Source organism: Paenibacillus sp. JT31N11, assembly GCF_056269285.1.
The window spans coordinates 68,636-85,369 of sequence record NZ_JBWDNQ010000009.1; the positions used below are offsets into that span (position 1 = coordinate 68,636).

Annotated in this window: 8 protein-coding genes and 1 pseudogene; 4 read left to right on the plus strand and 5 right to left on the minus strand. The window is 50.1% G+C overall.

The features are described from left to right. Positions 1-760 precede the first annotated feature (760 nt). Positions 761-1,837 (plus strand): hypothetical protein, encoded by a 1,077-nt coding sequence (locus AC0YNV_RS26475; protein WP_475770711.1) that lies wholly within the window; start codon positions 761-763, stop codon positions 1,835-1,837. A gap of 728 nt (positions 1,838-2,565) precedes the next feature. On the opposite strand, the gene AC0YNV_RS26480 is transcribed toward AC0YNV_RS26475, so the two are convergent. The 3 genes and pseudogenes from AC0YNV_RS26480 to AC0YNV_RS26490 all read right to left on the minus strand — a co-directional run. Then, positions 2,566-9,756, minus strand: coding sequence for an S-layer homology domain-containing protein (locus AC0YNV_RS26480; RefSeq protein WP_475770712.1), 7,191 nt, complete (start codon positions 9,754-9,756; stop codon positions 2,566-2,568). 509 nt (positions 9,757-10,265) lie between these two features. Further along, positions 10,266-10,796 carry an S-layer homology domain-containing protein gene (locus tag AC0YNV_RS26485; protein ID WP_475770713.1) on the minus strand — a complete coding sequence of 177 codons (531 nt, stop codon included), beginning with the start codon at positions 10,794-10,796 and terminating at the stop codon, positions 10,266-10,268. Positions 10,797-10,876: 80 nt separating this feature from the next. After that, positions 10,877-11,034: pseudogene (locus AC0YNV_RS26490) on the minus strand (LysR family transcriptional regulator); the annotation flags it as partial. Positions 11,035-11,217: 183 nt separating this feature from the next. On the opposite strand from AC0YNV_RS26490, the gene AC0YNV_RS26495 reads away from it, so the two are divergent. After that, complete coding sequence (locus tag AC0YNV_RS26495) at positions 11,218-12,309, plus strand: oxidoreductase (protein ID WP_475770714.1); 1,092 nt, start codon at positions 11,218-11,220, stop codon at positions 12,307-12,309. 271 nt (positions 12,310-12,580) lie between these two features. Here AC0YNV_RS26495 and map read toward each other — a convergent pair whose 3' ends face one another. After that, positions 12,581-13,327: a type I methionyl aminopeptidase gene (gene map, locus AC0YNV_RS26500; RefSeq protein WP_475770715.1), complete on the minus strand. Its 747-nt coding sequence runs from the start codon at positions 13,325-13,327 to the stop codon at positions 12,581-12,583. Between the two features lie 311 nt (positions 13,328-13,638). Here map and AC0YNV_RS26505 point away from each other — a divergent pair, with 311 nt between their 5' ends. Next, the gene (locus tag AC0YNV_RS26505; RefSeq protein WP_475770716.1) at positions 13,639-14,202 is read left to right on the plus strand and encodes a dihydrofolate reductase family protein; all 564 of its coding nucleotides are present in this window, start codon (positions 13,639-13,641) and stop codon (positions 14,200-14,202) included. A 248-nt stretch (positions 14,203-14,450) separates the two neighbouring features. Here the strand turns inward: AC0YNV_RS26505 and AC0YNV_RS26510 are convergent, their stop codons facing one another. Beyond that, a complete protein-coding gene (locus tag AC0YNV_RS26510; protein ID WP_475770886.1) occupies positions 14,451-15,374 on the minus strand; it encodes a LysR family transcriptional regulator in 924 nt (307 codons plus the stop codon). A 142-nt stretch (positions 15,375-15,516) separates the two neighbouring features. Here AC0YNV_RS26510 and AC0YNV_RS26515 point away from each other — a divergent pair, with 142 nt between their 5' ends. Next, positions 15,517-16,536: an alpha/beta fold hydrolase gene (locus AC0YNV_RS26515; RefSeq protein ID WP_475770717.1), complete on the plus strand. Its 1,020-nt coding sequence runs from the start codon at positions 15,517-15,519 to the stop codon at positions 16,534-16,536. Positions 16,537-16,734: the final 198 nt, after the last annotated feature.

The window sequence follows — 16,734 nt, forward strand, 5'->3', positions numbered from 1 at the left end:
TTCTGTACTTTGTAAAGCATAATTTCCCACTTTCATTGATCGCGATTCCCGAGCATACGAACAATAAAAAAAGCTTTTATTGAATCTTCTGAACTACTTGGTTTTAACGTAAACACCACTTATTCGTTATACAGAACTCCCATGTCACAAGGGATTTCGTCCTATTTTTATAAGCTAAACTGCCCATTCGTATTATGAGGTCAGCCAGATTTTACTGGTTGACCTCTTTGGTCTTTAAGAGGCTTAATTACGGTAGCCGGGGTCGAACATATCTGCCCGTGGGACCGTGATCCCATGCGCTAAGCTGTTCCCCCTACTTGTAAGTATGCTGTTTCTCGCTAAGGCGCTTCAAATCGATTCTAGACTGGGGTTCAAAAAGTCGAGCAAATAGGAGTGATGTGAGATGATCGCATAGCCCGCAACCTAGGCCAAAATCCAATAGTATCGGGAAAAAGCCCCCGTATGTCGGACCGGTTAATAACCTTGTCAAAGAACTGGCGCTTCCAAATGCTCGCAATGGCCTTGTAAACAAGAGTCCTTTGTTGATCTGATTTGGAAGTTTACTCCAATGATGATGTGTTATAAGATGAATTTAATAGAGTAGAGTGCGATTGCCGGCGAAGTTGCGCGAAGACAAAGCCGTTCTCTATGAAACTTTCGATAAGTTAGGAGGGACTCATAACACAGAAGCAAGATCTTCCGATGTTCGGCTGAGCAATCGGAGTCGTGAGGGAATCGTAAATTGCCGGGAGGGATTTTAGTGAACAAGAGGAAGAAATGGCTGTTGATACTAGGGGTGACAAGCAGTCTGCTGCTATCGTCTGCAAACGCTTTCGCGCAAGGCGAGCTCGTTCCGATCGAAACATTGAAGCCGGGTGCGCCGATGGAGAAGCCCGTACTTACGCCAACCGGTGGACCGCTTATATTAAGCGATTCTCCCGAGTCCCCGAAGACGGAGGGGGCGTATTACCGCGATCAGGTCAGCGGGCAGTTCCGCATATTCTGGCATCACGCCAACATGACGGGAGCGCCTCTGAACGTAGCGGTGGCCGTCACCAATCCGACGGACGATACGGTTCAATTGTATACGGAAGCACAAGGTATCGGCGTCGACTATTATCCCGACATTGCCGGGCAGACCGCTCTGACAGGCTTTCTGGATTCCCGTTCCGACCGCAAGCCGGCGGCTACGCTGCAGCCTGGCGAAACCTATTATCTCGAGGCCGAAGCACCGCCGACGTACACGGTAAGCGGCATCGTTCAGATGCGTGCCGTTACCAAGAGAGGGAAGGACGACGCCGTCGTCACCGTCACGACCCTAGGCTACGTCAATAAGCCGGACCATCCCGAGGAGGAGTCGATCCTTCCGGGAGACGTGCATGTCCGCGGGACATTCCCGCATTTCGATCGGACCGGTATGCTGACTTACAATACGTCTGCCGGCAACTCTCTCATTCGGATATCCTCCGCCGCATCGGGACCGTTTAGCGACGCCATGCCCGGGGAATACGAGACCGGATATAGCGCCGTCGACGGGAAAGACGTCGTAAACAACGGCAACTACGGCGTCACGTACAATCTGTCCGTCGTGATTAATAACGAGAGCGGCTCGAAGAAACGAATTTCCGTCTATGACAATCCTTCGGGCGGCGCCGGGCATTACGTCGTGGAATGGGCGGGTCTCATCCTGCAATCGCCGTACGTGAACTATACGAAGGCTTGGAATATCGCCGATTTCAGGGTGAACAAGCATGGAAAGACGATCGCGTCGAATTTTAGCCTGACGGGCGGCGCAGCGGGACCGCAAACGATTTATTTCACGAATTCGAATTTCTAGGGACTTAGCCATGACCGAGTTTGCGATTTTCAAGAACGAGCAGTCATGAAAGGTTAATACGCGGTAAAGGCGATTGTCCTTAACCGCAGCCAGCTTTCCCCTCACGGCTCGGATTGTTTCGCCGAAATGCCCGGCATCGCAAACTGGTAGAGGTCGCCCGATTCGGGCGGCCTGCCATGCTTCCTTTCTGGGGCCACTGCTGAAGCCCAAGAGGCTTCCGGAATCCAAGCGGCACGTTGCCCAAAGGGTGCGTACCAACTAGTACACTATCGGTTTCCGAGATCTTGCCCACCTAGAGAGTACGAATCACCTGTAACAGACTTCTGCTACTTTGCACAGGCAAGCTCACCCAAGAAGAGCAACGTCTTGTCTTGTACTTTCAGCGAGCATTTAGCCCGCCGTTTCCCGCTCTCGACCTTTGTCTTAGGAATAGCAAATGGTTTTTATATGATCTGTCAATTCGCCAGTCTATCCGGATCGTTACGAATGATGTCCATTCAAGTCTTCGAAGCTTCTAACCTACATGAACCCGTGATGCTGCGCTTCCTTGGACTTGCTTACCTCCCGCGGCCAACGTCTTGTCTGCCAGTTCGTTCACATGTTCTCTGCTGTCGGCGGAGAGTGCGATAATTCCTGCGGCGCTGCCCATGCCGGGCGCACCACCACAAATAGCCAAGCCCCCGACTCTAGAGCCGGGGGCTTGGCTATTATTGTGAACAGAAGAAGCTTTACTTATTGGTGAACGCGAGCGCTCTAATCAGGATGACCGTCGCCTCGGCTCTTGTTGCCGTCTTGTCCGGTGCGAATTTGTTGTCTCCGACGCCTTGAATGAGGCCGTTCTCCACAGCCGCCGCGACTGCCGCTTTGGCCCATGCCGGAATCCCGGCGTCATCCGCAAACGGGGTTGCCGCGTTAGTGTTATTGGCGATGCCAAGCGCATTCGCAATCATCAGCGCCATCTCGGTACGGCTGATTTGCGCGTTCGGTCGGAAGCTGCCGTCCTCGTAGCCTTTCACGAAACCGGCCTGCACCGCCTGCGCGATGCCTTGTCTCGCCCATGCGCCGATGGTACCCGTATCGGTGAACGCCAAGGTGGCTCCGCCCCCTTGCAGATTCAGCATGCGAGCCATCATGACCGCGAACTCGGCGCGGGTAACCTCGCCGTTCGGCTTGAATGTACCGTCGGTATAGCCGTCGATGATTCCATTCGCAGCTGCCTGCTTAATGCTTGCTTCCGCCCAGTGGCCCGCAATGTCGCTGAACGCCACTTCCGTGGTTGCCTCAGGCTCGCTATCGGGAATTTCATCAACTATTTTATCTACGGCGAATACCGCGAACTTCGTAAAGTGATCGACTTCCGCCGTAATCCGCTCGCCGCTCTTTTCGCCTCCGATCTCCACCCACTCCATCTCTTCCTCATCGTAGTAGAAAATAGAGGCGGTTTGGTTCGTGCCGACCAAATCCGGATCGAACGTTAAGGTAATCGTGACCGGGCTCGAGAAATTTTCCGTGAAGTTTTTCAAAATTTCATATACCGGGCTAAGAAGCACGTCATCAGCGGTTACGAGCTGCGAAGTATTCAACACTCTCTGAACCGTAATCGTCAATTGCTTCTCCGATGCTCCGGCGGGAACCGTGATCGTAACGGCGTTATTCTCAAACCGGGCCGTGCCGCCGACGCCGGCAGGCAACGTAATTCCAGATGGTGTTGCCGATCCTCCGCCCCATCCTCCGCTTCCACTGCCGTTGCCATCATCATCGTCCGATTCGGCAGCGCGGTTGACGATAATCGAGTACACCTTCTTCGTCTCTCCATCCTCTGCCGTCACAGTAACCGTTACGGTATTGTCTCCTACGACCAGATCGTTGCCACCTTCAACCGCAACGTCGGCGGTCTCGTCGGCCGCAGTTGCCGCAACTGTCACGGATGTTTTGCTGTACGGCACATTCACCGTATAGCTCGTCTTGTCGGCGCTAAATTCGCTTACTGTGTCGCCGTCCACCGTAAGATTGGTCAAATCGACGTTAAATACTGGCATGTCTTCATACTTGGCCCTCAGCGAAACTGGGTTCGCCGGCATTGTGAACGTGAACGGATTCTCGGTATAGCTGTCATTCGCGAGACCGTCCGCCGTCCATTTGACAAATCGCTGCCCGTCCGGAACGTCGGCCGTTACCGTAACTTGCGCGTCTTCCTTGACTTGCGCGGGACTGTCCACCGCATCTCCGTCTACCGTAATGGCGCCTCCTTCTACCGTCAGATCGGAGACAATCCGATCGATACTCTTGAAGGTAACGTCGATCGTGTGTTCGGCGTCCACATTTTCAAACGTATACTCGCCCGCCTCGGCAGCTTCGGCGTTCTCCACGCCGTCAATCTCTACCGTGTCCACTTCAAAATTTTCGTTAGGCGTGAAAGTAAACATCTGACTTTGTCCGCGCTCGACCAAAACAGATCCGCTGGGAGAGATGGTTCCACCCGAACCTGCCGATGCATTAATCGTTACGAGGTTATCTCCATCTTCGCCGATATCGAACATTCTGGGTACGGGTACATTGTTCGCCGCATCCCACTCCCAATGAATTTCAAAGTCCCATCCCAGATCCTCAAACGTTTCTTGCTGCGTGAAGTCGGCTGCTGCCTTTTCCGCAAACACAGAGACGATTTCCGAAGGCAATCCGCTCGTGCTTAGCTTGGCGCCGTCATAGTAGTTGATTTGATCCGCGTCAATGATCGGACTGTCGCTGGACCAGTACCCTGCCAATTTGCCAAGGCCGTCCCCATATACCGTATTCGTGACCGTATTGCCACGGAAGGTTTGGAGCAGGCTGCCTGACGAACCGCCCATGTCACCGACGACAGCGCCGAAATACTCGCCTCCATCCGGTCCTGTGACCGAACCCGCCACAAAGTTATTACGAATGACGCTGCCCGTTGTCGTATCCTTCGTTGTAAGAGGCGAACCGGAATTGTTCCAACCGGTACCCCCAATCAAGCCGCCGATTCTCGTTCCGTACACATCTGCGGTTACGGAGGAATTTTGCAAGACGCCCGCATGGAGCAAGCCTACAATCCCGCCCGTATAGCTGTCGCCGCTTACTTTCCCATCCACATAGCTGTTCTCCACCGTACCGGTGGAAGTTCCTGCAATGGCGCCGGTATTATGTTCGCCGCTAATATCCGCATTCACCAATGCCACATTTACAATTCTTCCGCCTGTGCCCAGGTAGGCAAATAACCCGGTGTTATCGTCGCTGCTCGTAATTTCCAGGTTGCGTATGACATAGCCTTGTCCATTAAATGTGCCTAAGAACGGCGTTGGTGAGCCGCCTCCGCCGATCGCCGAGAAAGTCACGCCCTGCATATCAATATCGGCCGATAACTCGTAGTTTCCGTCAATCGGATAATCCGGTGTGCCGAACCCTTCCGAGAATGCAGTCAATTCGCTTGCCGTTCCGATTTCTATAAGAAAAGCGGGTACCGTCACGTCGACCGGCTGACTCTCATGATAGCCTTCTTTGGCGGCATAGCGTACCTGATACGTGCCGGGGATAAGGTCTGTGATCTCGCTGCCGGTAACAGGCGTATACGCGTCAGCCGACGAAAGCTTGTACTCCATTCCGACCGAGACGCCCGTGATCTTGCCGTCTGCATTCGCGTTCGTCGTCGGAGCCACGCCCGATAAGCCTGTGGGTGCATCCGGGAACTGCAGCGTATCGCGGTTGATTGTGAAGGTATCCACTACGCTCATATCGGAAACGCGGTAGGTGCTCACCGTGAAAGAGGTGCCGGTGATGTCGACCTTCGTAATATTAGCCGTATTCTCCTGATTCTTCACCGCGGCATATGGAAAACTCGCATTCTGAATGGCGTAATGCTTGCTGCCGCTCGAGGAGTTTGCGGTGATGTAGAGTACCTGTCCGGCTTCCGGATTCGTCACGCTCGAAGGTACGCCGCCTTCCGGGATGACCGGGGTTGTGCCGTTCATCATGTAGCTGCGTGTATACACGTGATCGTGGCCCATGAATACGACATCAATTCCAAATTTCGAGAAAACAGGGGCCATATCTTCACGCCGCTGCAAAATATCGTCGTTCAGCGCATGGTTTGCGACACTGTAAATCGAATGGTGGAACGTGACCACCTTCCATTTCACATCCTGGCCGTGCGCATCCAACGTCTCCTGCAGGAACTGCGAATGTTCTGCCGCACTGAGATTGTTGGAATTAATCGACATGAACAGGGTGTTATTGTAGATATACCAGTAGTCGCCACTGCCGCTGCCGGCGCTGGAGACCCCTCCCAGGGAGGAAACATTCGGCATGTTGAAGTGCTGGGAGAAAGCGTTGCTGGCTACATCGTGGTTGCCGACGTCGACGGCCAACGCCAGGGATTTGAGTACATTGGGGCTAAGCAATCCATTATACTGCGTTTCGGTATCCGCGGTTTCCACCTGATCGCCCGCTGTGATTATGAAACTGGACTGCGGGAAAGCGGCGGCCGATTTGTTGAGCGTGTTGGTCCAGCCGGCCGTGTCGTTTGCGACGTTGCCGCTGCTTCCGATCTGGGGATCACCCGCGAACAGGAAACTGAAATCGCCGGTAAAGCTCTGCGTCTTAAAGCTGTAAATCGGCGACCAGCCGTCGTCAGTGCCGACGCGGTAGACATACTCCGTGTTGGCGGCAAGGCCCGTGATGGTCGTTTTGTTGGTCTTGAACCCGGTCACATTGGTGTCGGAAGACACCGCAGCGAACTCCTGATGCTCTGTCGGGAATTCACCTCCCGTCAGTTCGGCTCTCAGCGCGAGCTGCACCTTTCCTGCAGTCGGGGCGTTGCTGTACCAATCCACGTTCCGCTGCGTCTGGTCAGAGCCGATGTTCAGGGTAACATTCGTTACACTGTAAAGGTCCATATCCTCGCGGTAGCTGGGGATGGCTGTAAATTCGACTTTGCCGTCTTTCACGATCAGTTTGTAGGTATCCGGGTCTGCAAACAACACCGGCACACCGGGTTTAGCGTATCCGCTATATACAACCGGATTATTATCTTTCGCGCCTACCTCGGAATTGGGGACGATTGCCAGAGATGCATCGACTACATCGTACAGGGATGCAAGATTATTATAACCGTGATGAGCTACCTGCACGATGTCGCTGCGCAAGGTATCGGCGCTGTACATTTGCAGCATATCGTTCTGAACTAGGGTATTGACATCTCCCAGCATTAAAAAGGTTTTGCCGTCCATCGTGAGCTTAAATACCGTGCTGGTATCGTTAAAATCAGTAATGGTGGTGACGCCGCTGCTGTTCACGGCATCCTCGTGGGTATGCAGCACATCAAACCCGACTCCCTGGAGACTAAAATGCTGACCAGTGTGCAGCTTCACATACTTGGCGTTGGGAAAGTTTGTGCTGAAGCTTTGCTTCATCAAAAATGTACCGGCGTCATAGCCGCTTCTCATGGTCTGGAAAGACGGTGTATTGAACAATACGCTTTCCACATTCAGATTGTCATGATAGGCGTCAACGAAGGCGTGCGCCATATATACATGATCGCCGTGCGCGTGGGAGAAGAACCAGGCTCTGATGTTGATTTTTGAACCGTATGGCTGTCCTGTAATCTTGTACATGAACTTCATGAGGCCGTACTGCGCAGCTTCGCTGCTCTGATTCTGATGTCCGCCGTCAATGACAAACAGGCTGTTGTCCGCCAATTTGACGATCATCAGGGCACCGCAATCACAATGTTTGGATGGATCGATCGGGCCTATGCCATTGGCATAATCAATGCTGTATAGATAGAATTCGGTGCTGCCGCTCCCTATTGTTGCAGAATCCAAATCGGATAAAAGTGTATTGGTGGAATTGTCCTGGATAATGCGGGCCTGATGAGAATTGGCCGTGTAATATAAATAGAAATACTGGCTTCCTTGTTTCAGTGAATCATAGATGTTGCCGTCGGTCTCCGTATGGGCGATCGGTTCAAAGCCGTTTGAAAGAAGACTCTGAACGTATGCATTAAAGGTTTCCGCGCTTGTCTCACTGACTACAACCATTTCCGAGTCTTCATTTGTTACGGAATACTGATCGTTGGCCAATCCGGGGCCGCTGTTATAAGTTTTGCTAAGGGTACCGTCCGGATAATTGGGCAGGCCTCCGGGCATCGTCGGCGCATTGCTGTTGGTTATCGTCTTGGTGAAAACGGTCTGACCGTCTTTTTGGGCCGTAATGGTCGCTTCAGTCCATAAATTGTCGGGGATGCTGTTCATAGCAACGCCATAAAGCGTGGAGCCGTCAGCGGCAACATAAGTGATATCGCCGACTCTCACGCTGCCGCCGGAAGGAAGCGCGGCAAGCTCGGCATTTTCAATGGTGGTGGTGGAATCTTTTGTAAGGGCGGCATTCACAGTCAGCCCCTGCGTATCTACCGATCCGTCTGTTTGAACGAAGTAATAAATCGTGTTGAGATCATTGCCTATCGATTGTTTTTCTATGATGCCATCGTAATCCTGGTCTGCAAGAGTGCGTGCCTTCTCAAAATACAGAAGAGGATATCCTCCCTCGGGGTTGGAGGTGTACGCATTGGCACCGTCCTCTGTGACAGTGATTTTTGTCAACAGATCGGCAGCAGAGTTGAACGTGGTGCCAGGCGTACCAGCCGGATCCGAGGCACCATATTCTGATCTGCCTGCCATATAAAAGTTTTGAAAAGTCAGGCTCGAAGCGTTTTTAGCGTAGCCGATTTCAGCTGCCAGCGGATTGGGAGAGGCGTTGTAAGCGTATATAATCTCCAAATTGCTTGTGTTGGCATAGCCAAGAATACCAAAGTAGTATCCGTTACCTCCGTTCTTCACGGTGCTTCCGCTATCGGCATAAGCAATGACGTTGCCGGTATTGTAGCTATAATCGATACGTCCGCTTTTAATATAGCCGATGATACCGGCCGCTCGTTCGCCCGCAATGTTGTAAATGGTCACATTTCCCTTGTTGGCGCTATATGTGATATCGGCGTTGGTTGCAGCGTTGCTGGAAGAAGTCATGCCCACGATTCCGCCGACGTTATTACTGCCGTTCGTCACAGTTATATCGCCGTTATTCACGGAAGTTGTGACTACGCCTGTTGCAAAGGTTGTAACTAAGCCCAATATGCCGCCGACAGAACCATTGGTGCCGGTGCCCAGATCCCCACCAGGATTGGCAGCTTTCGTGGGCGATGTTACGTTGATTGTTCCGTTATTCGTGCAGTTTGCGATGGTACCGCCAGGGTTGCCTTTGTTAAGGATAGAACCCGCGATCCCACCTGCATGAACGATTCCTGTCGCGCCTTGCACGGTGATGTCCACGTTGCTCGTGCAGTTGATAATTCTGCCCCCTGCAATATTCGCAGCAACGCTGCCGACATAACCGCTGTAAATGGTGGCGTTGATCGTACCACCGACCGTCAGATTCACAACGGTACCCGACACATAACCGAACAGACCCACAAGGTAAATACCGTTTTGAGGTCTTGTCTGGTTGATATTGAGGGTGAGGGTATGGCCCGCGCCGTTGAAGCTTCCCGAAAACGGGGCGTTTGCCGTGCCGATGGGTATCCAGTCGGTTTGCCCGGAAAGGTCAATGTCATTTGTCAGCACATAATTCTTGTCGGGATTCCCCGCCGCCCAAAGCAAGTCATCAACAGAAGAAATTTGATAAACGCCGTGGCTTGTGGCCGGTTCAGCCACCGCATTGCTACTGCTGCTCGATGTGGTAAATACAGTTTGGCCGTCTTTTTGAGAGGACTCGTTTTCTACACCCGCCGCAGCTGCGGGCCTCGCGGTCAAAGGCAGTGCGCCGAGGAGAAGCGCGATGACAAGGAGCAGGCTGAAAACCTGTTTGCCCCACATTGCCCACGAATTTTTTTTCAGAATGGGAAGCATGTTGTTTGTTCCTCCTTAGAATTTTGATTAATCCGGGTGCTTAAATACAATTAAAACAATATAGTAAAAGCCGTGAAACGTCCGTTAATTTTTAGTTAAGAGAGTGTGAAATAAGAAATAATTGTGTTTAATTCGCCCATCTTTTCGTTTTAACTCTAATACTCTGTAATCATAAATCTTTGGAACCATTCTCCATTTAATGGGCTTATGTTTCATTTTAGTTCTAATGTGTTATTCTCTAAATCTAAATAACCTACGAATCCTCCATCTTTTACTAATCGATTCTTTTTAGTTCTCAAATCATTGTCAATAATTTCAATACCCTGCTTTGCGAGTTTTTCTTTTGCTTCGTTAAACTTCTTAATATTTTCTTTAATAGTGGGTTAGGCCTAGGAAAATACTAGAAGGGTCTTCCAGATTAGTTTTCCAACGAAGGGGTGCGGTATTTTCCGATGGCACTCACGGAAGCCGTGTTGTACAGCCTGCATTATTTATGTTAATTTGCTCACTTAATTAATAATATTAATATCTATCTCGCATGCGGGCAAAAGCAAAGCGGACGCCGGCAAATTGCCAGCATCCGCCCTCGCATGCTCTATGATGGGATGGTAACGTACTATGCGTCGATAAACTGCAGAAATTGCAGCATCAGTTTCAACCATAACAACGCTCTGAGCCCGCGTGGCGTCGGCTTGCGGCACGAACGTCGTATCGGTCATCCCTTGCACGATACCCGTTCTGATCAGCTGCGACGTCGCGTCCGCGGCCCAGTCCGCCACATCCGCGCCATCCGAAAATGACTCCAGTGAAGCTGCATCGGCCGGCGGCGTCTTTCCGGCGAAGGCAAGTGCCCTAGCGATCATCGCGGCCATCTGCTCTCGAGTAATTTCGGCGTTCGGACGGAACGAGCCGTCCTCAAAACCGCTGATCAAGCCCGCCTCCCGTGCCGCGCCGACGACGCCGGCATGCCAGTCCGCCGCCTGCACGTCGGTGAACGCCGTTCCCGCTTCATCCGGCTCCGGCTGCCCCAACGCGCGCACGAGCAGCGCGGCGAACTCCGCCCTGATAATCAGGGCGTCCGGAACGAACTCGCCGTGGCCGTATTGCCCGCCGTGTCGCTTGCATATTTGCAGAATGCAAGCCCTTTCTCAGTTGGTGTACTCCCTCGTCAATACCAAGCTCGGACTCCAACTTACGTACACGTGCAGTGACATTCGACTGCACGTAATCCAGCTTTTGTGCGGCACGCGATATATTGCCTTCCTCCAAGATAGCCATCACTATTTTTCAATCCAATAGTTCCATGAGAACTCCTTTGGTCCGGCATCATTTTTTTTTGATACATATATCAATAGCAATCATTTTACAGCATGAAAAAGCCAGATTACAATCATTCATGAAAACAATACTTCCCGGCAGCAATTACTTTGCTGCCCTTGTACATTTGAGGAGGATATCAAAATGAGTAAGTTCACCAATCTGTTTTCCGCTTTTCAGTTAGGATACCTATCACTGCCCAATAGGGTTGTCCTTTCGCCGATGACACGTACGAGCGCAGAGTCAAATGGCCTGGCGAACGACCGGATGGCGCGTTATTATGCAAGGTTCGCGAAGGGTGGGTTCGGTCTTATCATTACGGAAGGCATTTATCCGGACTTATTGAACAGTCAAAGTTATATGAATCAACCAGGTATTGCAAATAAAGAGCAGGCCGAGTCATGGAGGCCGGTCATACAGGCGGTACATCGCGAAGGGAAACGAATAATCGCGCAGCTTATGCATGCGGGGGCGCTTGTTCAGCACGATGGATTTACACCGATAGCACCTTCAGCTATTAAGCCGATCGGCACGATGTTAGAAGATCATGGAGGCAGCGGGGAATTTACAATTCCGAGAGCGATGACGATAACGGAGATCCGGAAGGTGATCGATAATTTCGCCCAAGCCGCTCTTCGCGCCAAGCAGGCAGGATTCGATGGGGTTGAAGTGCATGCTGCCAACGGCTATTTACTCGATCAATTCATTACCGATTATACGAATCTCAGAACCGATGATTACGGTGGTCCTACAGAGAAACGAATCCGAATTGTCTTGGAAGTATTGGGAGCAATCCGCGACATTGTTGGCCCCGAATACACGGTTGGCGTTCGTATCTCGCAAGGCAAAGTGAATGATATCCACCATAAGTGGGCGAACGGTATCGAAGATGCCAAAATCATTTTCCAGAGCCTGAGCAATGCTTCTCCAACCTATATTCATACAACTGAATACAAAGCATTTGCGCCTGCATTCGCTGATGACTCCCCCACACTGGCAGAACTCGCCAAAAAGTACGGCGGCTTGCCCGTCATCGCAAACGGCAAGCTAGGTGAGCCTGTAACAGCGGAACAGCTATTGGCGGAGAATCAGTCTGACTTAGTCGCGATCGGCACAAGCGCATTGGTGAATTCGGATTGGGTGAATAAAGTGAAGGAGGGAATCGGGCTGAACCGTTTCGATCATCGATTCCTTCACCCTATCGCGACGCTGCGGGATGATGAATTAGTCGTATAAAATCGGAGCTGAGCCGTCGGCGCCACCGTTGTCTAAACGGTCCGCCTCGCCACGCGTACGCCCGGAAGCTCGATAACGAAAAATCTGGCGTTTAGGCTAATTCATGTACATGTATATTACATAGTATTTTATACATTACATCTTTTTCTTGATCGGGAAAAACACCGGCAGCCGTGCGGACTGAAGTTTAATGTCCAGACTGCCGGTGTTTTTAAACTAACGTTATCCGTTAGCGCAACCAACACACAAAAAACGGATTCATTCTGATGGTCTATACTGCAGTCACGATTATTGGCTGATCCTTTGTAACTATTATGGTATGCTCATGTTGTGCCACAAAGCTTTTGTCGGGTACGCTTAAAGTCCATCCATCCGTTTGCTCAACGACATACCCTGCACCTGTAGATAAAAAGGGCTCGATTGTAATTACCAAGCCCTCTTTCAATACCCGTTTATCGTGCTTGTTATAAACGGGTAGAATATCATTTGGGGTCTCGTGCAGAGATTTTCCAATACCGTGGCTACACAGATTCTTAATTACATTATAGCCGCCTTTTTTAGCCTCGATTTCAATAATCCTTCCGATTTCGTTCAATTTTACTCCATGCTTAAGTGAAGAGATTACTTTCATCATTGTATTGTATGTGTACTGACAAAGACGCATTAATGATGGCTCGTATGGAGCTATCGGAAAAGAATGTCCCGAATCCGCATAATAGCCCCCCAATTCTGCAGAAACATCGATGTTTATTAAATCGCCCGGTTGAATGATTTGATTTCCTGGTATTCCGTGGGCAACTTCGTGGTTAATACTAATACATGTGTTGCCAGGGAAATTGTAAGTTTTCCTAGGTGCCGACACAGCCCCATGCCTTTTCAAAAACTGCCCTCCGATATCATCCAGTTCCTTTGTCGTAATTCCTACACGTGCGTGACGTTTCATTTCACTAATCGTCAATGCAACGATTTTGCCAATTTCTTTCAGACCATCAATATCGTTTTGTGATCCTATTGTCATAAAAGCCCCTCCATTTTCTATATGAATTTAAACTTAACACAAATTTACTTTAACACAAAATAGAATATTCAATTATTGCATCAATTAGGTAAGCTATGCTACGCGCGTAGGTTCTTTAATTAGTAATTGGAAATGGAATATATTGTGGAGATCGTAGCCCCAAGAGAAGGCGCGGGGGCCTCCTTTTTATTGAGCTAACGGGCAGAATACTTCCAAAATGTGTTAATCTATTAATGGATGTTTCTTTGTTCAAATTCAGAGGGGCAGGCCTTGGTCTCGTTGGAAACTGAAAATTGGAGGGCGTTATTGAAATGGCTAAACTGATCTACGCTGGTAACGTATCTTTGGACGGTTACATTGAGGACGAGCGCGGCAATTTAGAGTGGACGATCTCCGATGACGAGGTGTTTGCATTCTGGACTGACTTCGAGCGGCCGATTGGCACTTGCCTATACGGGCGTCGAATGTACGAGTCGATGGTGTACTGGGAGACGGCGAGCGCCAAGCCCGGCGATCAACCGGAGGTAATGCGGGAATTCGCGCAGATCTGGCGAGCGGCTGAGAAGATCGTGTATTCCCGGACGCTTCAGGCGGTTTCAAGCGCCAGGACTAGGATCGAGCGCGAATTCGATCCTGATGCGATCTGGAGGCTGAAGGAGTCTTCAGGAGCCGACATTACGATTGGCGGCCCCGAGCTTGCTGGGCAGGCGATGAGCGCGGGACTGATCGACGAGTGTCATCTGCTTATTAATCCGATCGTCTTGGGTGGAGGTAAGCGAGCATTGCCGGACAACCTCCGCATGCGGCTCGAGCTGCTCGGTGAGCGCCGCTTCCAAAGCGGCGTTGTTCATCTTCACTACCGCGTGATCGTCTGACCGCGACGCTAGAGTGAAATTCAGGAGATACGCTATATATATTTTGTGCAGTGACCTCTCAGGGAATAACCGCCCAAAATAGGTTTGGAGCCAGCAGGTATTCTCCTGGACTTCTTTAACAGAAATGAGGCGCTCCATATTCTTGGCACTGCTAAATCCATGAATCATTAACCTGTCTACATGACAGGTTTTTTGCTATATACAAAGAACTTAATGCTGCCGTTTTACTTCAAGCTGTTGTTATTGAGTTATCGCTCCCCGTATCTTTTCATGTCGGGATCCTCTTCTATAGCGATAACCTCCCTTGCTGCTTCTATGAAAGATAAAATGATTGGTGAAAGCCACTTGTCTTTATGCCATAACATCTGTGTATACACGTGCAAGTCCGGAATATGCCATGGAAGAGCAACAAGTTCTCCCCGTTCAACTTCGGTTTCCGCTGTTATTTCAGGAAGAAAGGCAATACCGATTCCCGCAATTGCACATTGTTTAATGGCTTCGGCATTTTGAAACTCTAAATACGTAATACTATCAATGCCCTCTTTCTCAAATGCCCGGTCAAACATGGTTCGATAGGTACAACCCTTTTCATTAGTCAAGAAAACTTCTCCGTGAAAATCTTCTAGCTGTAGTACAGTTCGTTTCGCGAGTGGATGGTCTGCAGCGGCGAAAAAGCGGAAAGTTTCTTCCAGTAACGGTTCCACAGCAAGTCCCGTTGAGCGAATGGGTTCGTCCAACATAAAGACGACATCCGCGGTTCCCTCAAAGAGCGTTTGCTTGAGTTGCTGATTGGAAACAGAGCGGAAGATGAGACGCACTCCCGGTTGGCGCGAACGAAATAGGTGAAAGACAGCAGGAAGCCGATAGGCGCAAAGAACCTCGTTGGCACTTATCGTTAGGGTGCCGCTTAGATTTTCATTGTCATGAACGACGCTGCGAGCTTCATCCAATTTATCTAGAACGCCTTGGATATGAGTTAAAAAGCGTTTACCCGCAGTTGTTAGAACGAGCTGCTTGCCCAATCGGTCAAAGAGACGAACACCAAGTTCATCCTCCAATGCTTTTATTTGCATGGTGACGTTGGAGGGGACGTAGCTCAGCGCTTCCGCAGCCCGGCTGAAATTTAAAGTTGATGCAACTGTTCGGAACGTATTCAGTTGGCGCAATTCCATCATACTATCCCCTTTTACTTTCAATATTATTGAATACTATATTGAATTTTAATCACTTTTACTGAAAGTACCACAGGCCTATACTAAGCACAAGACATACATTCTAAATGTATGGACTTATTTTGAAGGGAGCAACAATACGATGGATTATGAGATTTTTGATTTGAGTGACGTAACCTTGCAATCCGGAGTGACGTTACCGAGCGCTTTTCTTGCTTATAAGACTTATGGAAGATTGAATGAAAAGAAAGATAATGTTATCGTCTATCCCACTGCTTTTGGCGACCAGCATGTTCAGAATGAATGGTTGATCGGAAGCGGCATGGCACTAGATCCGCAGAAATATTTCATTATCGTTCCAAATCTGCTGGGCAACGGATTATCTTCGTCTCCCAGCAACACGCCTCCCCCATTCGACCGGGCTAATTTTCCGCAGGTAACCATCTATGACAACGTTAAATTACAGCATCGGCTGGTGACCGAAAAATTCGGCATTCAAAAGATCGCTCTCGTAGTTGGATGGTCAATGGGAGGCATTCAATCATTCCAATGGGGAGCAAGTTATCCGGACATGGTGGAACGAATTGCACCTTTCGCCGGAGTTGCAAAAACCTGGCCCCATACGTCTGTGGTCCTGGACGGAATGAAAGCTCCGCTCATGGCTGCAGTTGGCTTCGATTCAAACAAACTAAACCAGTTGACTTCTGCAGATATGCGCGCCGTTGGCCGTGTCTATGCAGGATGGGGCTTATCGCAGGCATTTTATAGAGAGCAACTTTATCGTGAGCTGGGATATGACTCATTGGCAGATTTTGTGGCTGGCGTCTGGGAAGAAAGCTTTATGAAGATGGATCCGCACAATGTCCTGGCCATGTTATGGACAGGCCAATTTGCAGATATTAGCGCAAACCCCTCCTATAACGGTGATTTCGATGAGGCGCTCAAAAGCATTAAAGCGCTTGCCTGCATCATGCCAGGGAGCACGGATCTCTTCTGCACGGCGGACGATAACGAATACGAGGCTGAGCTTATACCTAATGCTGTTTTTAATCCTATCAAGTCGATCTGGGGCCATTTTGCCGGTCGCGGAATCAACAGTGCCGATAGTAAATTTATTGATGACAACCTAAAACGCTTGTTGGCGATTAGTACAAAAGGATAGATCATCATTCGTATAAAGGGAACAAGTTTTTGTCCTTAGCTCGGGACAAGAATTTGTTCCCCTTAAATTAAAAAAGCCGCCATATTATTTTGCTGCTGGCAGTCAGCTTGTCAGGGCTTGAGGCTACCGGCAGCTGATAAGCCGTTTGCTTTTGTCCGCGGGCAATCGACTTCATAATCCAGCTGAAATATTTTATAC